This window comes from Acidobacteriota bacterium (genome assembly GCA_039028635.1).
Classification (GTDB): domain Bacteria; phylum Acidobacteriota; class Thermoanaerobaculia; order Multivoradales; family JBCCEF01; genus JBCCEF01.
Genome location: JBCCHV010000027.1, coordinates 26,114 through 46,525 on the forward strand (window position 1 = coordinate 26,114; position 20,412 = coordinate 46,525).

Annotated in this window: 20 protein-coding genes; 3 read left to right on the forward strand and 17 right to left on the reverse strand. The window is 65.3% G+C overall.

The window, feature by feature from the left end:
• Positions 1 to 10: 10 nt before the first annotated feature.
• From accB to pilM, 11 genes are all read right to left on the reverse strand, one after another.
• Complete coding sequence (accB, locus tag AAF604_12535) at positions 11 to 481, reverse strand: acetyl-CoA carboxylase biotin carboxyl carrier protein (protein MEM7050484.1); 471 nt, start codon at positions 479 to 481, stop codon at positions 11 to 13.
• Between the two features lie 52 nt (positions 482 to 533).
• Complete coding sequence (locus AAF604_12540) at positions 534 to 893, reverse strand: roadblock/LC7 domain-containing protein (protein ID MEM7050485.1); 360 nt, start codon at positions 891 to 893, stop codon at positions 534 to 536.
• Entirely contained in the window at positions 883 to 1,854 is a 972-nt protein-coding gene (locus tag AAF604_12545; protein MEM7050486.1) for a tetratricopeptide repeat protein, read from the reverse strand. The genes AAF604_12540 and AAF604_12545 overlap by 11 nt, the downstream gene beginning before the upstream one ends.
• 286 nt (positions 1,855 to 2,140) lie before the next feature.
• Positions 2,141 to 3,064 carry a PKD domain-containing protein gene (locus tag AAF604_12550; GenBank protein MEM7050487.1) on the reverse strand — a complete coding sequence of 308 codons (924 nt, stop codon included), beginning with the start codon at positions 3,062 to 3,064 and terminating at the stop codon, positions 2,141 to 2,143.
• A gap of 85 nt (positions 3,065 to 3,149) precedes the next feature.
• Complete coding sequence (locus AAF604_12555) at positions 3,150 to 4,865, reverse strand: IPT/TIG domain-containing protein (protein ID MEM7050488.1); 1,716 nt, start codon at positions 4,863 to 4,865, stop codon at positions 3,150 to 3,152.
• Positions 4,866 to 4,883: 18 nt separating this feature from the next.
• On the reverse strand, positions 4,884 to 5,435 hold the full coding sequence (locus AAF604_12560) for a hypothetical protein (GenBank protein MEM7050489.1): 552 nt from the start codon (positions 5,433 to 5,435) through the stop codon (positions 4,884 to 4,886).
• Positions 5,436 to 5,453: 18 nt separating this feature from the next.
• Positions 5,454 to 8,162 carry a type IV pilus secretin PilQ gene (gene pilQ / locus AAF604_12565; GenBank protein MEM7050490.1) on the reverse strand — a complete coding sequence of 903 codons (2,709 nt, stop codon included), beginning with the start codon at positions 8,160 to 8,162 and terminating at the stop codon, positions 5,454 to 5,456.
• A 72-nt stretch (positions 8,163 to 8,234) separates the two neighbouring features.
• Positions 8,235 to 8,783, reverse strand: coding sequence for a hypothetical protein (locus AAF604_12570; GenBank protein MEM7050491.1), 549 nt, complete (start codon positions 8,781 to 8,783; stop codon positions 8,235 to 8,237).
• Complete coding sequence (gene pilO / locus AAF604_12575; protein MEM7050492.1) at positions 8,780 to 9,373, reverse strand: type 4a pilus biogenesis protein PilO; 594 nt, start codon at positions 9,371 to 9,373, stop codon at positions 8,780 to 8,782. The genes AAF604_12570 and pilO overlap by 4 nt, the downstream gene beginning before the upstream one ends.
• Positions 9,374 to 9,385: 12 nt before the next feature.
• Positions 9,386 to 9,994, reverse strand: coding sequence for a PilN domain-containing protein (locus AAF604_12580; GenBank protein ID MEM7050493.1), 609 nt, complete (start codon positions 9,992 to 9,994; stop codon positions 9,386 to 9,388).
• Between the two features lie 7 nt (positions 9,995 to 10,001).
• On the reverse strand, positions 10,002 to 11,033 hold the full coding sequence (gene pilM, locus AAF604_12585) for a type IV pilus assembly protein PilM (GenBank protein MEM7050494.1): 1,032 nt from the start codon (positions 11,031 to 11,033) through the stop codon (positions 10,002 to 10,004).
• A 352-nt stretch (positions 11,034 to 11,385) separates the two neighbouring features.
• On the opposite strand from pilM, the gene rpmB reads away from it, so the two are divergent.
• Positions 11,386 to 11,604 (forward strand): 50S ribosomal protein L28, encoded by a 219-nt coding sequence (gene rpmB, locus AAF604_12590; protein MEM7050495.1) that lies wholly within the window; start codon positions 11,386 to 11,388, stop codon positions 11,602 to 11,604.
• A 165-nt stretch (positions 11,605 to 11,769) separates the two neighbouring features.
• Here the strand turns inward: rpmB and AAF604_12595 are convergent, their stop codons facing one another.
• The 6 genes from AAF604_12595 to AAF604_12620 form a co-directional block, all read right to left on the reverse strand.
• Positions 11,770 to 13,983, reverse strand: a complete 2,214-nt coding sequence (locus tag AAF604_12595) for a bifunctional (p)ppGpp synthetase/guanosine-3',5'-bis(diphosphate) 3'-pyrophosphohydrolase (protein ID MEM7050496.1) — start codon at positions 13,981 to 13,983, stop codon at positions 11,770 to 11,772.
• Positions 13,984 to 14,144: 161 nt separating this feature from the next.
• The gene (secF, locus tag AAF604_12600; protein MEM7050497.1) at positions 14,145 to 15,329 is read right to left on the reverse strand and encodes a protein translocase subunit SecF; all 1,185 of its coding nucleotides are present in this window, start codon (positions 15,327 to 15,329) and stop codon (positions 14,145 to 14,147) included.
• A 39-nt stretch (positions 15,330 to 15,368) separates the two neighbouring features.
• Entirely contained in the window at positions 15,369 to 16,955 is a 1,587-nt protein-coding gene (gene secD / locus AAF604_12605; protein MEM7050498.1) for a protein translocase subunit SecD, read from the reverse strand.
• Positions 16,952 to 17,293 carry a preprotein translocase subunit YajC gene (gene yajC / locus AAF604_12610; protein MEM7050499.1) on the reverse strand — a complete coding sequence of 114 codons (342 nt, stop codon included), beginning with the start codon at positions 17,291 to 17,293 and terminating at the stop codon, positions 16,952 to 16,954. Before yajC ends, secD begins: the two co-directional genes overlap by 4 nt.
• 186 nt (positions 17,294 to 17,479) lie before the next feature.
• Positions 17,480 to 18,592 (reverse strand): tRNA guanosine(34) transglycosylase Tgt, encoded by a 1,113-nt coding sequence (gene tgt, locus AAF604_12615; GenBank protein MEM7050500.1) that lies wholly within the window; start codon positions 18,590 to 18,592, stop codon positions 17,480 to 17,482.
• 8 nt (positions 18,593 to 18,600) lie between these two features.
• Positions 18,601 to 19,326, reverse strand: a complete 726-nt coding sequence (locus AAF604_12620; protein MEM7050501.1) for an outer membrane lipoprotein carrier protein LolA — start codon at positions 19,324 to 19,326, stop codon at positions 18,601 to 18,603.
• 179 nt (positions 19,327 to 19,505) lie between these two features.
• Here AAF604_12620 and AAF604_12625 point away from each other — a divergent pair, with 179 nt between their 5' ends.
• Together AAF604_12625 and folK are read left to right on the forward strand one after the other, a co-directional pair.
• Positions 19,506 to 19,862, forward strand: a complete 357-nt coding sequence (locus AAF604_12625) for an FYDLN acid domain-containing protein (protein ID MEM7050502.1) — start codon at positions 19,506 to 19,508, stop codon at positions 19,860 to 19,862.
• A gap of 4 nt (positions 19,863 to 19,866) precedes the next feature.
• Complete coding sequence (folK, locus tag AAF604_12630; protein MEM7050503.1) at positions 19,867 to 20,412, forward strand: 2-amino-4-hydroxy-6-hydroxymethyldihydropteridine diphosphokinase; 546 nt, start codon at positions 19,867 to 19,869, stop codon at positions 20,410 to 20,412.

A 20,412-nucleotide genomic window follows, 5' to 3' on the forward strand; every position in this document is an offset into this window, starting at 1 on the left:
GCGCCGCCGACTAGTCCGCCTGCAGGACGAAAAGGGGCTCGCCGTACTCCACCGCCTGGCCATTCTTGGGCAGGATCTGCTTCACCACACCGGCGGCGTCGGCTTCGATCTCGTTCATGATCTTCATCGCCTCGACGATGCAGAGAACCTGCCCCTGGCGCACCCGATCGCCGACCGCGACAAAGGCATCGGCATCCGGAGAGGGTGAGCTGTAGAAGGTACCGACGATCGGCGAGGTCACCGTGTGGCCTCCCTCGTCGACGGCCTCGGCCGGCTCTTCCTCGACCACCACCGGCGCGGCAACCGCCGTCGGCGCCGGCGCAGCCACCACCTCCACCGCCGGGGCCGCCGCTGGCGCCAAAGCGACCGGCGCGCTTTTGCCATCGACCTTCAGGCGAAAGCCGGAGCGCTCGATCTCGAGCCCACTCAGCTCTCGCTTCCCCACCAATTCGATCAACTCCTTGATCTGCTCGAAGGTCAGCACATCCATACCCCTTTGAATCGCTTGGGCCGGCGCTGGTCGCCTGGCCGACTTACAGGTAGAGGTCCTTTTCCAGCAGGAGACTGGCGCGCCGCAGCTCGAAGCGGGCGCGGCCGTAGTTTCCGCGAGGGCCGAGGACGAGGAGGAGGTAGTAGCCCGGGGTCACCGCGCTCACGATGAGGGTCATGCGGTCGGTGGCAATGGAGAACTGACGCACATCCCCGACCTCGAGGTCCCGATGGTGGTCGGAGATCGTCCGTGCCTGAGTCACCAACTCCGCCGCCAGCAGCTCGAGATCGAGGTTCTCGTCGGCACTCACGGATTCGACGGCGATGCCGTCCTTGTCGATCAGCGACAGTGCGATGGCGCCGTCGATGCGATTGCTGATCTGGCTCAGCTTCTCAAGAAACATGACGCTTGCTCCGCCGCCGAATTCGGTCCAAGTAGGCTTTCAGAAGGCTGACCCGGGGCGGATCTTCGGAATCTTCCGTCCCCACCAGGAAGTCGGTTGCCTGCAGCGGCGGATCGCCCAGGGCCTCGACACGATCGAGCCCTTCCCGCGCCCGCGGGCTCTCGGGCTCCTGGCGCAGCACTTCCTCGAAGATCTCGCCGGCTTCGCGATGGTGCCCCTGCTCGAGGTAGAGGCTGCCCAGGGTCGCGGTCGCCGCCGGATCGGTTTCCGGCGGCGACTCCGCCACGGGATCGCCGCCGTGGACCGCAACGGCCGCCATCTCGGGCGGTGCCGAGTCCGCTTCCGGCACTTGCGAGAAAGCGGCCGCAGGGGCGGGAGGTGGCGGCTCCTCGTAGTACTCCTTGGGGACTGGAAACAGCCCTCCTTCGTCGAGGGAGCGCAGATATCGGCGGCGATCGGGGTCGGCGAAGATCTCCCCGAAGGGAGAGGGTTCACTCGCTGCCCGCGGAACAGGATCCGGCTCGGGGACCGCCGCCGCCTGCTCGAGCAGGGCGTGAATCCGGCCCTCGAGATCGGGAATTTCCGGATCGCCGCTGTTGAGCTGGCGATAGTGGGCCAGACGATCGGCGGCGCCTTCGGCGTCGTCGCACCGCAGGCGAGCCTCGATCAAAAGCTTGTTGGCGACCAGGTGGGTGGGATCCTTGGCGACGATTTCCTCGAAGGTGGTGGTCGCTTGCACCGGTTCCCCGAGATCGAGGAAGTTGCGCCCCATGGCGACTTGGGCCGAGAGGTGGTTGGGGTGTTGCTCGAGACCTTCGCGCAGCACCGCCAGCGCCTCGTGGGTGCGGCCGACGCGGCGATACTCTTCCGCGAGCTGCAGGAAGATGCGCGAAGAGCGGTCGGCTTCCCAGCGTTCTCGCAGCTCCGCGAGGCGCCCCTGCGCGGGATCGTTGTCAGCCATGGAAGTCCCCTCGAAGACCGACGAAGGCCGGCCCTGCCGAATCCGTTTTCGCGTTCACCCAGGCGCTCCTCTGCCCGTCGAGCAATTATAGCCGCCGACCTTGAACAGGGAGCTCGGTTGATTGTAACGCCTTCTCCGCCAAGGAGAAAGCGGCTTGCTCGGGGACCAGCTCAGGGTCCGCGCCACAGCAGCCGATGGAAGGCTGGAGGAAGATCGTCGCCGAGCCCCAGCCAGCAAAAAGGGCGTGCCCGTCGGCACGCCCTGAGAGCCTTCCGAGGCTTGCGCCCTAGTTGGTGATCTGCACCGCCTTCGAGATCTGGTCGATGCCGATGGCGTTCTCGACCTCCAGGGTGACCAGCTTCTCGCCCGCCGAGCTGAACACGAAGGTCGGGTTCTGCAAGGTGCTCGACTGACCGTTGCCGAAGTCCCAACGCCAACGCGTCGGGTTGTTGGTCGACTCGTCCGTGAAGGCCACCGTCAGGCCGCTGACCACGAAGCTGAACTCGGCATCGGGCGGCCGCTGAATGCTGATCGTCACGGAAGCCGGCGCCCCGGCGCCACCGGCCTGGGCGCCGACACTGAAGGAGTCGCCGGAGAGGGTGCTGATGTCGCTCTCGGAGACCCGCAAGGTGTCGCGGGCGACGCCGTCCGAGTCGGTGTCGAGGAAGATGCCCCCCGACGACAAGCTGCCCAGATCGGCGGTGAAATTGACCAGCGAGTCACCGTTGCGCAAGGGCTGGCCGTCGGCATTGCGCACCAACGCCAGCAGCTCGATGCGGTCACCGGTCTCGGCGATCGACGAAGGGTTCGCCTGCAGGCTGACGTTGGCGGCCGCCTCGCCGATTTCGACATCGACGGTGGCCGCTTCGGTGGTGCCGACGGAGGCACTCACCGTCGCCATGCCGATGCGACCGTCGCCCCGCAAGGTTCCGAGGGCGACGCCGTCGGCATCGGTGGTGATGATGCCGTCGATGGTTCCCAGCGTCGTGCTCAGGCGGATCTGAGTTCCCGGGTTGACCGGTGTTCCATTGGAACGCAGGGCCGTGACGCGCACGGTGGTCGAACCGTTGATGGAGATCCGACTCTGACCGACGGTGATGGACAGAGTGGTGCCCGCCGGAGCGACCGGCGACGCGCTGTCGCAGGCCGCCATCGTCAGCAGGATGGTCAACAGGCAGAGGGAAACCCCAAAGATCCGTTTCAGGCTCATGACAAACGAGTATACGGAGAGGGGCGACCTACCGTCCAGGTAGATCGCCCCGAGATTTGGTCAGCTTCTTACGACGCCGCTCGAATCAGTTCGAGGGCGGCGGAGGCGGAGCCGTGTCTCCCCGGCAACTGGAGTTGCTGGGGTTGTAGACGAAGGCGTCCGGGAAGCTGAACTGGCAGGTCGTCGCTCGGTTGACCACCTGCAGATCGACCGCCGTGGGCACGTAACGCGTGCCGGCGGTGCCGTCGTTGTTGTCGTCACAGGCCTCCTCGCCGAGGAGCTCCGTCGGCAGGAACGGCGTCCGCACCTCGATCTCGCTGAAGTCAGCGTTGACCGAAATGATCTCCGCCGGCCGCTCGCCGAGGGTCACCAGGAGGTCCCGCAGATTGGCGCCCCGAATGGTCACGAGGGTGCCTCCGCCCTGCGGGCCGAAGGTCGGATCCAGGAAGGTCGCAACCGGTGAGAACAGCTCCACCAGGTAGGTGAAGATCGGCTGGTTGATCTCGGCGTTGTCACCGGTTTCGATATTCGTCACCGACGCACCACCGGAAACATCGTCACAGGTGTCGGTGACGATGGCGCTGGTCTCGACGACGATCTCGGTACCGGTCACGGAGCGGACGCTCTGGGCGAAGCCGGCCAGTCCGACGGCCACCGGCGCATCGAAGCCCTGGCCGAAGACGGTGACCAGATCGCCTCCGAAATAGGGCGTCGAGCCCGGTCCGACGGAGGTGATCAGAACCTCCGAGCCGTAGCGGAAAGAGGAGGGCCGAATCGACGCCAGCCCGCTATCGAGGTTGCGCACCAGCACATCCACCGAAGCGTTCTGGTTGTTCTGGCCGAAGCCCGTCGCGGCCGGCGTCAAGACTTCCAGGCGGGTGGGCGAGACGGAGCGAATCTCGGCTTCCTGACCGGTGAAGGCGTCGGGCGAGCCACCCTGCCCGAAGACCACCTGCAGGGGCGCCTGGAATCCGGAGCCCGCCAGGGTCACCAGGGTGCCGCCTTCGTTCGGACCCGTCGACGGGGTGACCGAGAAGACCGTCGGGATCTCGGTCTCGCCACCCGGCGAGTAGGTGAATCCGCCGGACAGGTTGTCGGTGGCCTGGTCCGGCGTGTTGAGACCGATGGTCACCACGATGTTGACCACCGCCTGGGCGTTCCCCGGGTTCGGCGATGGCGGCGTCACCACCCGAATCCGATTCGAGGACACCGACAGCACCTGCGCGTTGATGCCTCCGAAGGTCACCCGCACCGGAGCGACGAAGCCACCACCGTTGACGGTGACCGTGTCACCTCCCGCGGGCAGACCGACGCCAGGGTCGATGAAGGAGACGAAGAAGGTCTCGGCCTCGCGGAACTCGACCCGCGCCACCCCGACGCTGCCCTGAATCTGGGCCTGCACCGAGGCCAGACCGGCACTGGTGCCGGGGAAGAGCTGGATGGCGCCGTTGCCGTTGGTCAGGCTGAGGGCGACGGAGTTCTGTCCACCGGGAGTACCGAGGCTGCCCAGGGTGGTGGTCACCACCACCGTGGTGCCGTTGGCCGGCGGCGCGCCGTTGGCCTGGCGCACCTGCACCTGGATGAGAGACGGATCAGTCCCGCCAGCCGGCAGAATCGTCGGCGAGGCCGTCACGGTGACGGTGAAGTTGCTGCCGCCACCTCCACCGCCGCCGGCTCCACCACCACCGGTGGGCGCCGGCTCACTCGACGAATCGCTCGAGCAGCCCGGCAGCATCAGGACGCAGAGGCCGACGATCGCCAGCAGGGCGAATCGAAGGATGGTAGTCGTACGCACGTTCATGATCAGCCCTCTCGTCTCTTACGGTACGAAGGCGACATCGAACCGACTGGGAGCGGTCACGACCTCATCGCCGGTCAGGGTTCTGCCGAAGAACCGGATCTGGAAGTTGAGGCGAATCGTCTGAAAACCGGTTTCCGTGTCGGTTCCGCCGTTGATGAACAGCAGATCCGACAGCGGCGGATTGTTGAACTGATCGCCCGGCAAGATGACCAGGTTGTCGTAGTCGACGGTGCCGTTGACGGGCGCCACGCCGAAGATGCTGCCGACGAGGGTTCCGGGCGTCCGGGTTCCGGAGTCGGTCCGGGTGTAGACGATCTCGTAGGACCGCATCTCGACGTTCATCAAGTCGGAGACGGCCGCCCCGGCATCCTTCGGAATGTTCTGAATCGTCACCTGACCGAGCTGCAGAGGAGCACCGGCCTGGGCATTGACGGCGGCCTGCACCGGCAGACCGTCGAAGTCGGATACCGAGAGAACGACGCCGCCTTCGCTCCGGTCGGTTCGGGACTCACAACCAGCCAACCCCAGGAGGGTGAGCAAAACGAGGAAGAGAATGGCTTGCTTCTTCATGATCCAGGCTCCCGCGGGCTACAGCCGCATCACTCGCGGAGTGATGAAGATGAGGAGCTCGTTGTTCGAGTCCTCGCGTCTCTTGTTCTTGAAAAGATGCCCGAAGATCGGGATGTTGGCAAGACCCGGTACGCGATCCTGACCATCGTTGGTCGAGACCTCGTAGATGCCACCGATCACCGTGGTACCACCGTCGCGCACGATCACCCGGGTCTGGGCTTCCTGAGTCGAGATCGGTGCCGCCTGCGCTCCCTGCACCGCGAGGGCGAACTCCGGGTTGCGCTTTTGGATGTTGATCTGCATCAGGATGGTGCCTTCGGCGGTCACCTGCGGCGTCACCTCGAGCTTGAGCGTGGCCTCGACGAACTGCACGCTGACGGTGTTGTTCGCCACCGTCTGAATCGGGATCTGGAAACCGCTCTGGATCGACGCCCGCTCGTTGTTGAGGGTCGCGACCTTCGGTGCCGACAGGACGTTCACCAGGCCTTCGTTCTCGGCCGCCACCAGCTCGGCGTCGATGTTGAAGGTCCCACCCAGCGAGCCGAGGGCGAGGTTCAGGAAGCCGGTGTTGCCGCCGGTCACCAGGTTGACACCGCCGGAGCCATCGACCGTCGCCGGGAAGGTCAGGCCGGTGGTGTTGCCGTTGGCGGCATTGGCCGCCCCACCGAGGGACCAATCGACGCCCAGCGTGCGGGTGAAGCTCTTGCGAGTCTCGACGATGCGCGCTTCGATCATCACCTGAGGCTCGGCGATGTCGAGGTTCTCGATCACCGCGATCACCGTGTCCATGATGGTGGGCAGCTCTTTGATGATCAGAGTGTTGGTGCGACCGTCTACGATCACGCTGCCACGCTGACTCAGCACGCCACCGCGCGACTGCAGCAGGGTGGCCACCGCCTGGGCGTTGGCGTAGCTCAGGCGCTTGATGATGGTCAACAGCGGCACCGAGAGGGAGCGCGCCTGCTCGAGGCGCTGCCGCTCTTCGGCTTCCGCCCGCAACGTCGTGATCGGCGCGATGCGCATCACGTTGCCTTCGAGCTCGTAGCCGAGGCTGTTGATCTTCAGGATCTGCTCGAAGGCCTGATCCCAGGGCACGTCCACCAGCTCGACCGTGACGCTGCCCTGCACTCCGGGCTGAATCACCAGGTTGAGACCGCTCAGAACGGCGAAGGCGCGCAGCGTCTCGACCAGATCCGAGTCCCGCAGGCTGAAGGAGATCGGCTCGCCGACATACTCCTTCTCGGCACCGCCGATGGCCTGAGGGGTGAAGCTCTGGGTTCCGGCAGCGGCATCGGTCGGTTCTTCGAGCTTGACCTCGGCACGACGGAAGAGCTCGAGATCGCTGGTCGACGAGCCTTCCAGAGCGGCCGGCGGCGTGACCTCGACCGGCGGCGTCGCCTGGGCGATGATCACCGGCTCTTGCTCGACCGTCACTTCATAGGTCTCCAGGGGAGCCTCGTAGGTCGACGGCTGCGGCTCCACCGCAACCGGCTCGTAGGCCGCCACTGCCGGCTCCTCGGCGACTTCCGGAGCGCCATAGCCGGTGGTTGCATCGGGCGTGGCCTCGTAAGCCTCTTCGACTTCGTAGCTGTCGTCGGCGTAGAGGTCCGAGGTTTCGACCTCGCTACCGCCCTGGGCGAAGCCATCGGTACCGTTCTCGGCGCCGACACCGGCGAGGTCCGCGCTCTCGACGGCGGGGGTCGCCGGAGCGCCGAAGCGCACCACCAAACCCTCGCCGGTGCGCTCGACCTGCGGCACCACCTGCTCGGTGAGATCGAACACCACCCGCGACACCGGATCCGGATCGGGTCGGAACTGGGCCATGCGAACCCGTTCGACATCGACCCCGTCGATCACCATCGTCGAGGTGGCGCTCTGGTTGATCACCCCTTCGAGGTCGATCACGAAACGATTGGGGTCGGAGAGGGCGAAGGTCGAGTAGCTGAACTCGCCGTCGCCGGCGATGCGCACCGCCGTACCGCGGGCGGAGGGCAGAATCTCGACCCCATCGAGGCGGCTCGCCAAGGGGCCCGCCGGCGCCGGTGCGTGCAGCGGCTCGTCGGCCGTGCCCACCCGCTGGTCGACCGCCACCGGGGCCGGCTCGAGGGCCGCCGTCTCGATCGCCGGGGGCGCCTCGAGCTCTTCGGCTGCGGCCAGCGTTTCTTCGTCGGCGGCCGGCAGCGGCTCGTAATCGAGCTCCGCGTCGGCGGTCGCCGTCGGCGCGGCCTCCGCGGTCCGCTCGGAGGGCATCAGGAAGACCTCCAGGGAGGCTCCTTCTCCGGCCATCGAGTGCTCGAAAGGTACTCCGGAGTCGACCACGATGCGGGTCGTCGGCTTGCCCCCCTCGTAGCTCTCGGACAGGGCGATGGCGGTGACGAAGCCGGCCCCTTCCATCTCCTCCGGCAGCGCATCCGCAAGGACGGCGTTGGGTAGCTCGACGATCAGGCGGCCGAGCTCGTCCCGGTAGCCGGTCCAGATCAGGTCGCCGTCGGCGGAGACCCGCAGGGCAGCGTCGGGCGCCCCCTCGAGCAGCTCGACGGTCCGCACCTCGACTGCCGTATCGGTCGGCTCGACTGCCGCGGACGGGGAGCCACTCACCGTCGTCTCGGCGCTGGCATCGGTTCCCGACGCCGGCTGCGAGGCAGCGGAGGAAGCGCACCCGGCCCAGGACAAAGCGGCCGGCAACGCCAGCATCAGGACCCAGGTTTTGGCTCTAGACCTCATCATTCGGTTATCCCCTTCTCCCATGGCACTCGCCTCCCAATCGGCTCCGCCGCGCGGAACCGGTTCGGACCTCGGCTAAGGATTGAGCTTCTTCGCCACCTCGCGAAACGGTTTCAAAGCGGTTCGGTCTCGCACGATCTGGCGAAAGATCACCTCGCTGCGGTTGATCGCAATGACGTCGCCGTCGTAGAGCTGATCGCCTTCTCGCAGCAGGTAACCCTTGTCCTTGTCGGCGGCTTGTACCTGCGCCACCCATCGCCCACCGGTCTTGAAAACGCCGGTCAAGTCGATCTCGTCGATCAACAGGCCGGGAACACCATCGGGGCGCCGCCCTTCGACCTCGGTCTGGTCGCGGGCCGCCAGCAGCGATTTGAAGGGATCGCGCCGATCCCCCGGATCGTAGGTGTAGCCGCTATCGCCCTCGAAGGCCTCTTCGTCGCCCTCGAGCATCTGATTGATGGCGGCGAGGTCGGAGTCGACTCCGTCGTCGGCGAGCACCTCGTCGCCGTCGGCGCTCGTCTCGACCGCCTCCGGCTCCTGCGCCAGGACGGCGGGAACCGCCAGCAGCAGGCCGGCCAGCGCCAGCAGCATCAGTCGGCTACGGATCCATCGTGCGCGGTTCAATTGGCTGGCTCCTGGAGCGCCTCTGGATCGGGCTCCTTGTAGATGAAGGTCTTGGCCGTGAAGGATGCCGAGATGGTCTGTCCGCCCGGCCCCGGCGCCGCACCCACGTTGAGGTTCTCGATGTTGATGATGCGCGAGAACCGGCTCACCCGGTCGAAGAGCAGCGCCAGGTTGTGGTAGTCGCCGGTGACATAGATGCTGATCGGCCACTCGCTGTAGAACTCACGATCGATGAAGCCACCCGGCGTGAAGCGCTGGAAGCCGAAGTCCCCCTGCTCGGTCAGAGCGCGGATCCGGCGCAGCAGCTCCGGCGTGTTGCGCCGTGCCGGCAGGATACGCAGCAGCTTGTCGAGCTCGATCTCGAGCTTGCGCACCTCTTCGCGGAACTGCGGCAGCTCTCGCTTCGCCGCCCGCCCCTGCTCGATCTGAGTCTCGAGCTGGGCGAGCTCCCTGCGCTGCGAATCGATCTGCTGCTGCTTCGGCTCGATCTGAACCTTCTTGCCGAGGAAGAGCAGCGCACCGCCCAGGACGAGGCCGAGGATCAGGCCGAAGTACCAGGGCTTGCCTTCGAGGCCGGTTTCGAGTGCCATCGCTTCCGCCTCCTATCCGCCCGCCGCCACAGCCGCTTCGTCGCCTTCTTCGTCGGCCGGCTTCAAGTAGCTGTAATTGAAGACAACGGTGAAGTTGTAGACGTTGCCCTGCTGCTGGGTGTCGCGCAGAATCGGCTCCTGGAACTCCGGCACCGAGTCCAGGTTCTCGATGAAGTTGGCCACCGCGTTGGGGTTGAAGCCCCTCCCGGTGAGCGTCACTGCACTGTTGTTCATCGACATGTTGTCGAGCCAGAGCAGCTCCGGCAGGGCGCGCGAGATCTCGTCCATCACCTGCACCGGACCGCGCTGGTTGCGGCGCAGATCCTTGATGACTGCGATCTTGTGCTCGAGCTCCGTCTGCTTGCGCTTGTAGTCCTCGACTTCGCGGATGATCGGCTCGAGCTCGGCCCACTCGGCTCGCGCCTGCACCAGGGCGCGCTGGTTCGACTGGATCTCCTTGTGCAGGCTCCACCACCAGAGGCCGAAGACCAGAATTCCGGCCAGCACTGCCAGGCCCAACATGATCGGCGCCCACTCCCGCGTCGACGGGCCGGCCTCGCGACGACCCTTGCGGACCGCGACGGGCTTGCGTCCCTCGGAAAGGAGATTGATCTTGATCATGGGCTCTTCAGTCCCCCACTTTGCGGATCGCCAACCCGATGACCACCGCCAACATCGGCGCGATGGCGCTCAACCACTCGGTATTGAAGTCGCTCTCGCGATAGTTGATTCGGCGCAGAGGATCCATTTTCTCGACCGGCACCTCGAAGCGCTCGCGCAGAATCTGCTCGAGATTCGTGGTCAGGCAGCAACCGCCCGAGAGGTAGAGCTGATCGACGGGCCCTTCGGAAGAGGTCGCCGAGAAGAAGTCGAAGGTCTTGTGGATCTCGGAGGCCATCTCGGCCGAGACCGCATCGAGCACCGGCCGGGCGTCGGCGATGCTGTAGCGATCGACGGACTCGCCGCGCTTGAGTTGCTCGGCCTGCTCGAAGGAGAGATTGAACTCGCGCTGCAGCGCCTCCGTGAACTGATTCCCGCCGAAGGAGATGTCTCGCCAGAAGACGGTGGCGCCGCGGCTCAGGACGTTGATGTTGGTCACCCCCGCGCCCATGTTGATCAGCGCTACCGTCTTCAAGGGGTCGAGGTCGTAGTTGGCCTCGAAGGCGTTCTGGACCGCGAACGCATCGACATCCACCAACACCGGCGACTTGCCCGTCTGGCTGATCACCGAGGTGTAGTCGTTGACCTTGTCACGCTTCACCGCTACCAGCAGCACTTCCATGTTGTCGTGACCGGGCTCACCTTCACTGAGAACAACGTAGTCCAGGCGAACGTCGTTGATGTCGAAGGGAATGTACTGCTCGGCTTCCCACTGGATCGACTCGGCGAGCTCCTCGGCCGGCATCGAGGGCAACTGGATTTTCTTGATGATGACCGAATGGCCAGACAACGAGGTGGCGTAACTGGTGCTCTTGACGCTGGCCTCGTTGTTGAGCTTGTGGATGGCGTCCACCACCAACGACGAATCCATGATGGATCCATCGACGATCGCCTCCGGCGACAGAGGCTCGATGCCGAGACGCTGGAGATGGTACTCCCCGGCCTTCTTTTCCCGGATCTCTGCCAACTTGACGGCAGAGCTGCCCAGGTCAAGGCCCACGACCCCCTTATTGCGCGCGAAGAACATGTCAGCCCAGCCCCTCGAAAAAAATCAATAATGGCGGCGACTTAACGGCAAATAGTTAAAGTGCCGCCGCAGCGTACCAGCAAAAAATCTGGGAGTCAAGGATTGAATGCATCTATGGCAATATCCAGCGACCATCGAAGATTATAACCCCGAATGCTGTTGAAAATGAAGCACATACGTCATCGGGCACGAACCGGAATGTTCGCTGCCACCCACGAAAACCTGCCCAAGAACCTGTGCATTTGAGCCCTTCCCGAGGGCTCTTGCCCCACCTGGGGGCATCTGATATCTTCGCCGTCTTTGGTGAACGGAGGATTTCGAAACCATGGCTAAGTGTGCTCTGTGCAGTAAAGGAACGACCTTCGGGCGCAGCATCAGTCACGCCCACAACGTGACCAATCGGCCCTTCAGGGCAAACCTCCAGAAAGTGCGCGCCGTCATCGACGGTACCACCCAGCGCATCTGGGCCTGCACCCGCTGCATTCGCAACGGTGCCGTCCAGAAGCCGGTGGCGCGCAACTGGAAGGCCCCCGCCGAGAGCTGACCCCGAAGGACCGCAGGAATCCGACGCCCGGCCAACGCCGAGCGTCCCCCATCCGCAGGATTGCGACGGAAGCGCCCCCCACCGGGGGCGGCTTTGCGCTGCCCGGAACCCGAGCTTCTCACCAGATTTCGTGGCGAAGGTCGAAGGTTGCGGAAGATGGTCGGGCTAGGAGATGGCGCCGCTCATGCGGCGATCGACGGTGCGCACCCCGGCGAGGCCGCGGATGCGACGCACGATCTTGTCGAGGTGCTTGCTGTCGCGCACCTGGACGACCACCGAGATGATGCCCTTCCCCATCTCCTCGGTCTCGGCCTGGAGGTGGGTGATGTTGCTCTCCTGTCCGGCGATGGCCTCCGCCAGCCGCGCCAGGATGCCGGGGCGATCCTCGGTCTCGATGAGAAGCGAGATGCGGTACAGGTCGTCCTTCTGCCGCGCCCAATCGACCTCGATCTCACGCTCGGCGTTGTAGAGCAGATTGCGGACGTTGGGGCAATCCACCGAGTGCACCGAGACCCCTCGGCCACGGGTGATGTAGCCCACGATGTTCTCCCCCGGTAGCGGATTGCAGCACTGGGCGAGAAAGGCCAGCATGTCGCCGTGCCCCTTGACCACGATCGGACCTTTACCGAAGGGCAGGATCTTCTCGACCGCACGGCGGATGCGGCTCGGCTCCTCGGACGGCTTGGAGGTCTCCTCCTCCGGCAGCACTCGATTCACCACCAAGCGCGACGGTAGCTTGCCGAAGCCCAGGCGGCTGAACAAATCGTCGACCCCGCCGATGCCCTCATCCTCCAGGTAGCGGGTCAATCCCTCCTGATCGAGGAAACGCTTGAGGCTCATCTTGTAGCGTCGCAACTCCTTCTCGAGGACGCGACGACCGATCTCGACGGAGCGCTGCTTTTGCTGCGTGTTGAGCCACTGGCGAATCTTGTTCTTGGCCCGCGAGGTGGCGACGAAGCTCAACCAATCGCGGCTCGGTCGGCGATTGGGAGACGTCATCACCTCCACCATGTCGCCGTTCTGGAGCTTGGCCCGCAGCGGCACCAGCTTGCCGTTGACCCGTGCCCCGGAGCACTGATGACCGAGATCCGTGTGCACCTTGTAGGCGAAGTCGAGGGGAGTCGCGCCGCGCGGAAAGGAGAACACCTCCCCCTTCGGAGAGAAAACGTAGACCTCGTCCGGATAGAGGTCGATCTTGAGGGTGGAGAGGAAGGTGCGGGGGTCCTTGACCTCCTTCTGCCAATCGAGGAGCTGGCGCAACCAGAGAATGTTGGCGTCCTCGCCGGCAGAGGACTTGCCCTCCTTGTAGCGCCAATGGGCGGCGATACCCTCCTCGGCGATGCGGTCCATCTCGCGAGTGCGAAGCTGCACCTCGAAGGGCTGGCCGCTCTCGCCGACCACCGTGGTGTGCAAGCTCTGGTACAGGTTGGGCTTGGGCATCGCGATGTAGTCCTTGAAGCGACCGGGAATCGGGCGCCAATGCTGGTGGACCACACCGAGGGCGGCATAGGTGTCGCGCAACGTGCGGGTGATGATGCGGAAGGCCAGGAAGTCGTAGAGCCGCGAGATGTCGATGCCCTGGCGCCGCAGCTTCTGGTAGATCGAGTAATAGCGCTTCACCCGGAAGGTGATCTCGGCCTCGATTGCGCCGTCGCCGAGATGGCGAGCGAGGGAGCGTCGGATCTTCTCCATCGCCCCCTTGGCCCCCTTCATCTTCTCCGTCACCCGCGAGTAGAGCTCGGCGAACTGGTGGGGATAGAGATAGTAGAAGGCGAGGTCTTCGAGATCGCCCTTGACCCGACTCATGCCCAGACGGTGGGCGATCGGCGCGTAGATCTCGAGGGTTTCGCGCGAGATGCGGCGCCGCGCATCGTTCGGCATGTGCTCGAGGGTCTCCATGTTGTGGAGCCGATCGGCGAGCTTGACCACCACCACGCGGATGTCCTTGGCCGAGGCCAGGATCATTTTGCGGAAGGTCTCCGCCTGCGCCTGGTCCCGGCGGACATACTCGTGGCGGCCGATCTTGGTGACGCCGTCCACCATGTCGGTGATCTCAACGCCGAACAGCTTCTCGAGCTCGGCGCGGCTCGACTCGGTGTCCTCGAGGACATCGTGGAGCAGGCCGACGGCCACGCAGACGTGGTCGAACTTGAGGTCCGCCAGTAGATAGGCGACGGCCAGGGGGTGGCTGACGTAGGGCTCTCCGGAGCGGCGTTTCTGGTCGCCGTGCCGTTCGACGGCGTAGTCCCAAACGCGCCGGATCAAGCCCTCGTCGACGAGGCGCCCGTGCTCTTCGAGGCGGGCGACGACCTGATCGATGGAGCCCACCCGCGGCCCTGCCACCGGGGGCTTGGGCTTGATCTTGCGGACCGTCGGCATGGTCTCCGGAGGCCTTCCGCGCGACCTCTCACGCCTACCGAAGGCCGCACCATTTCAGAGGGTCCTCGATTATACGGCAATTTCCAGAGGGGCTAGGGGCGCCCCCCTGGAAAACACAGGCGGTAGAAGAAGAAGCCGGGTGACGGCTTCTTCTCCGGTCGCTAGGCGCTGCTGCGGGCGGCCCGGGCGGCCTTCGCCTCGGAGCCGAAGAACTGCTCCCAGAGCAAGGCGAAGGGGCTGGCGACGTAGATCGAAGAGTAGGTGCCGACCACGATACCGATGGTCACCACGAAGGCGAAGCCACGCAGCACGTCTCCCCCCAGCACCAGCAGCGAACCGACCGCCAGCAGGGTGGTGCCGGAGGTCAGGATGGTGCGCGACAGGGTCTGGTTGATGCTCTCGTTCATGACATCGATCAGGGGGCGACGGCGCGACTTGCGCATGTTCTCGCGCACCCGGTCGAAGATCACCACGGTGTCGTTGACCGAGTAACCGACCAGGGTCAGGAAAGCCGCGATGGTGGTGAGGTTGAACTCGAATCCGGCGAAGGCATAGATGCCGAGGCAGACCAGCACATCGTGGAACACGGCCACCAGAGCACCGATGCCGAAGCGCAGCTCGAAGCGCACCCAGATGTAGGCCAGCATGCCGAGCATCGACAGAACCACCGCCAAGATGCCCTTCTGGCGCAGCTCTTTGCCGATCTGCGGTCCGACGTTCTCGACCCCGAGCACCGAGAAGGAGCCCAGGTAGATGTCCCGCTTGAGGACGTCCAGGACCGCGGGATCGAGACCGACGCCGGCAAGGTCGTCCCACGAGGTCAGGATGCCGCGCTCGCGACGCTCCTCGATCACCGAGTCGGCGATCACGGTGTAGCGGGCGCGCGCCTCCTCCGCCCCTTCCGCCGAGATCAAGGCGAGCGGGTCGGCCTGCATCAGGGTCGCGGTCAGATCCTCGACGCCTTCGCGATTGAGGTCCGACTCCACCGAGCGGCCCTCGTTGTAGCGCTGATCGAGGGCGGCGATGATGGCGGCGCGGCTGCCTTCCTCGCTGCCGGCGACGGTCGGCGCCTTGAGGATGAGCTCATTGGCCTCGACCTCGCCGAAGCGCTGGATGACCGCGTCGTCGATGCCGGCATCGGCGAGCAGGGCGCGAACGGTATCGATCTCGGGCTCTTCCCGAAACTGCAGCGTGAGCTGAGTACCGCCGGCGAAATCGATCCCGATGTTGAGCTTTTTCTGGACGAAAACCCCCAGAACTCCCAACGTCAGGAAGATGCACGAAATGACCACCATCACCTTCCGGTACTTCATGAAGTTGATGCGGCTGTCGCGGAAGAACTCCATAACGACTCCTTCTCAACCCTCGTCGGCGAATAACGCTGTCTAGATCGACAGCCGCTCGACCCGCCCGCGGCGAGAGAAAATCAGATCGAAGATCCAGCGGCTGACGATGACCGCCGTGAAGACGGAAGCCAAGATACCGATGGAGAGGGTCACGGCGAAGCCTCGGATCGGCCCGGTTCCGAACTGGAACAGGAACAGGGAGGCGATCAAGGTCGTGATGTTGGCGTCGAGCACCGAGGACAACGCCTTGCTGAAGCCGGCATCGACGGCCGAGCGCACCGTGCGCCCGACCCGCAGCTCCTCGCGGATGCGTTCGAAGACCAGCACGTTGGCGTCCACCGCCATACCGACGGTCAGGATGATGCCGGCGATACCGGGCAGGGTGAGGGTCGCCCCGAAGTAGGCGAGCGCCCCGAACACCAGCACGACATCGAGCACCAAGGCGACGATGGCGTTGATGCCGGTGAACCGGTAGACCACGAACATGATCAGGATCACCAGGCCGAAGCCCACCAAGCCGGCACGCAGGCCCTGCTCGATGGAGTCGCGCCCGAGGGACGGACCGACGGTGCGCTCCTCGAGGTAAGTGATGCCGGCCGGCAAGGCACCGGTGCGCAGCACCGTCGAGAGGTCCTCCACCTCTTGCTGGGTGAAGTTGCCCTCGATGATGCCCGAGTCGCTGATCCGGCTGTTGATCACCGGCGCCGTCACCACCTTGTTGTCGAGAATGATCGCCAGGCCGCGTCCGACGTTGTTGCCGGTGGCCTCGCCAAAGCGGTCGGCACCCTCGGCATTGAAGGTGAAGTTGACCACCGGCTCGTTGAACTGACCGAGGCTGGGTCGGGCATTCTTGAGGTCGCGACCGGTGACCACGCTGGTGGCCTCGACGGCGAAGTACTCGCGCGCCCGGCCGCGCTCGTCGCGCTCGCTGCCCTCGAGAATCTCGACGTTGGAGGGCAGGGTGCCGCCGTAGTTGGCCAGCACCGCCTCCCGGGTGGGCGCGCCGCCACCGCCGGAGCGCGGGAAATCGGTCAACCGGAACTCGAGGAACGCGGTGCGCTTGATCAGATCGCGAACGCGATCCTGATCGTCGACGCCGGGGAGCTGCACCACCAGGCGATCACTGTCGCCGAGGGGTTGAATCACCGGCTCCGACACGCCAAAGGCGTCGACACGATTGCGAATCGTCTCGAGGGCCTGGCGCACCGACAATCGCTCGATGTCCTTGACGCTCGCTCCGGTCATGTCGAAGCGCACCGTGTTGGCGCTGCGCCGGCTGTCCCAGGACTCGGCACCGACGCTGTTGCGGAAGTCCTTGACGATGTCGACCAAGACGTCCTGGGTGGCGCGATCGACGCCGGTGACCTCGAAGGACTGGGGCCCGGTCTTGCGCGCCTCGAGATTGGCGAGATCGCGTTCCTCGGCGACGTCGAGCAGACGGGTCATGTCCTTGTCCGTCTCCGAATCGACGGCATCGGCGGTCTGCACCTGGAGCACCAGATGCATGCCGCCCTGGAGATCGAGACCGAGCTTGATGCGTTCGTCCAGCGGATGGGCCGAGAAAGCGGCCAACACCACCAGACCCAGAATCACCAGGCCGCGGACCAACAGGCTGCGGTTCTTCATTGACGTTGTCCTTCCTCTTGCCCTTCGAGCCCGGCAATCGCCGACTTGGCGACCTTGACCTTGACGTTCTGAGCCACCTTGAGGATCACCGTCGAGCCTTCCGTCGAGCTGACCTCACCGTAGAGGCCGCCGTTGGTGTAGACCCGATCGCCCTTCTTGAGGTTCGCGATCATGTTCTGAAGGGCCTTCTGTCGCCGCCTCATGGGCAGGAAGAGCACGAGGTAGAAAACGGCGAAGATGAGAATCATCGGCACCCAGCTCATCAGGGAGTTGCCGGCGGGAGCGGCCCCTTGCGCCAGAATCGAGAAGGGAGCCAGAGTCATGAAAGCTGAGGGCATCGGTCGGTTCCTCGTTTCTAAAAACTTCCTCGGCACAGCGTCCATGGGCACACAACAACCCTTCGCGGCGCAAACCGAGAACCCGGAGAATAGAGGACCGGACGGCGCTTTGCAAGTCGCCGCCACGGCCGCCCGGAAGGGGCCTCAAACGACCTCCCGGAAGCCCCTCCGAAGGCCGTCTTCGGCTCAGCCCTCCGGCAACCAGCGAGCGGCGCGCCGGTCGAGGTCGCCGGCGGCGATCCCGGCTCGCAGATCGGCCATCAGGGTGAGATAGAAGAACAGGTTGTGCTGCGTCGCCAGCACCCCGCCGGTGATCTCGCGCGAACGGAAGAGGTGGTGCAGGAAGGCACGGCTGACGGAGCCACAAACCGGGCAGCCACAATCGCCGTCGACGGGCTCCGGGTCCTCGGCGTAGCGCGCGTTCTTGATTTTGAGGGGCCCCTGGCGGGTGAAGAAGTAGCCGTGGCGAGCGTTGCGCGCCGGCAGCACGCAATCGAAGAGATCGATTCCGTGGGCCACGGCGTGCACCAGGTCGGCCGGATAGCCCACCCCCATCAGATAGCGGGGACGGTCCTCGGGCAGCTCGGGAGCGGTCCATTCGACCACCGCCCGACGCTCCGGCGTCGGCTCGCCGACGCTCACCCCACCGATGGCGTAGCCGGCGAAATCGAGCTCCACCAGCTCGACGGCGGCGCGGGCCCGCAGCTCCGGGTAGACGCTTCCCTGAACGATGCCGAAAAGGTCACCGCTCCAACCCCGGCGGTGTTCCTCGGCCAAGCCCTGTCGTGCCCGCCGGGCCCAGTCCAAGGTACGGCGCCAGGAGGCGCTGGCGGTGGCGAGGTCGACCGGCCAGGGGGGACACTCGTCGAGCATCATGGCGATATCGACCCCGAGCTGGGCCTGCAGGCGCAGGACCCGCTCCGGCGTGAAGGCCATCGCCCGGCCGTCGACATGGCTCTTGAAGCGCACCCCTTGGTCGTCGATGGTGCGGCGATCGGCCATGCTGAAGACCTGGTAGCCGCCGCTGTCGGTGAGAATCGGACCGGACCAGCCGGTGAAGGCGTGCACTCCTCCGAGGCGCTCGATGCGATCGACCCCGGCCCGCACCTCGAGGTGGTACAGGTTGCTGAGCATCACCGAGGCTCCGAGCTGGCGCAGGGTCGGCGGGCCAAGGCCCTTGACGGCCCCGAGGGTGCCGACGGGCATGAAGGCTGGCGTCTCGATCACCCCGTGAGGAGTGTGCAGCCGTCCCCGCCGCGCTGCGCCGCAGCGCTCGAGGACTTCGAAGGACAGGGGCATCGGACGGGCTAACCGCTACGCGGCAGGTCGATGCGCTGCACGTCGACTTCCTCGTTCAGGTCGAGCTCGAAGCGCTCCGCCGGGATCCCCTGATTGATCTTGAGGTTTTCGAAGCGGTACTCGGTCGAATCGCCGTCGGCCCCGACGTAGCGCAGCCGGACCGGCAGATAGGCCTCGGCATCGACCCACAGGGTCATCGACTCGAGCTTCTTGGCAATGCGCGAATAGCGCGGCTTCATCACCAAGGCATAGGGATCGGCGCCATCGCTCGGAAAACGAACGTTGACGTCGAAGTAATCGAGCAGCGTCTCCATCGAGCCACTCGCACCGAGATACTTGAAGATCTGGCTCGAGTAGCGTCCCACCTCGAGCGTCTCGGCCCGTCCCAGATCGCGGTACCAGGTGGTCATCGACTTGCCATCGATCACCACCGAGATCGGCGTCGGGTCGGTGTACTCCCAGCGCACCTGATCGGGGGCCGCGAACTGAAAGGTGCCCGAGGACTCCTCGGGCTCCAGCAGGAGAGCGCTTTCCTGATGCTGAACGAAGCGCGCTTCGAGGGTTTCGAGATCGCCCTGGGCGCCTTTGATGCGCTCGATCAGGGCCTCGAGGCGAGCGCTCCCGGAGAGGCTCTTATCGCGAGGATCCGCGATCTCGGCGGCAACCGCGGAGAAGGTCCCCGACAGCAGCAATGACAAGAGAAGAAGGTTCCGCAAGCGCGTCATGGAATTCATGCTACCTCCCGGCGAGAATCCGGTGCAAACGACGCCCTGCAGGAGCGCCTCCACCAGGGCATAACGGATCCTCCGGACGATTCATTTCGGTCCCTGCGCAGTCGGTTGACAGCCTCGACATCTCGGTGCTAGCTTCTGCGCCTCTCGAATCAGGGAACGATCTCTCGGGGAGACAATCGATGCCGGACGGAAAGCTGGGAGCCAAGCACGCCTGTACGAACTGCGATGCCAAGTTCTACGACCTCGGCAGGCCGGAAAAGATTTGCCCGAAGTGCGGCTGGAACCAGGATGAGGACGCCGCCACCCCGAAACCCCCGAAGAAGAAGAAGAAGAAGAAGGCGGCCGAGCCGGAGCCGGAGCCAGAAGAGGAAGTGACCGACGAAGAAGAGCTCGAAGACGACGAGAAGGAGAAAGAGCTCGGAGAAGAGTCGGACGGCGACGAGGAAGAAGAGGAAGACGAAGAGGAGGAAGAGGTCGCCGAACCCACCGGCGAGCCGATCGATGTCGACCTCGAGGACGAAGAAGACGACGACTGACGCCGTGCCCTTCGCCCTTGGCCTGGGTGCCAACCTACCGTCTCGCGGCGAGTCGGCGGTCGGCACTCTGGGGCAGGCTCTCGATTGCCTCGAAGACCTCGTCGGCTCCCTGCAGGTCGGCCCCCTCTACCGCAGCCGCCCCCTCGCCGCCCGGCGCCAACGCGCCGCCCCTCCCCAACAGGACTACTTCAATACCGTCGCCGTCGGGCGAACGGTGCTCTCGCCAGATGCGGTCCTCGCCCTCGCCAAGGGTCTCGAGCTGGCCGCCGGCCGGGCGCTGGTGGCGAGGCCCGGCGAGCGCGACGGCCCCCGGCCCCTCGACATCGATCTCCTGCTCTACGGCGACACCGTCAGCCAGCGTCGCGAGCTACGGCTGCCGCATCCCCGTTTGCTGGAGCGCCGCTTCGCCCTCGCCCCTCTCGCCGCCATCGCCCCGCACTGGCCGGTGCCGCCCGGTGGCGATTCCGTCTCGCACCATCTCGCGGCCCTGGGGGAAGAACAGTGGCTGGTCGAAATCCCCTGGCCCGACGCCGGGCCGCGGCCGAGCTGA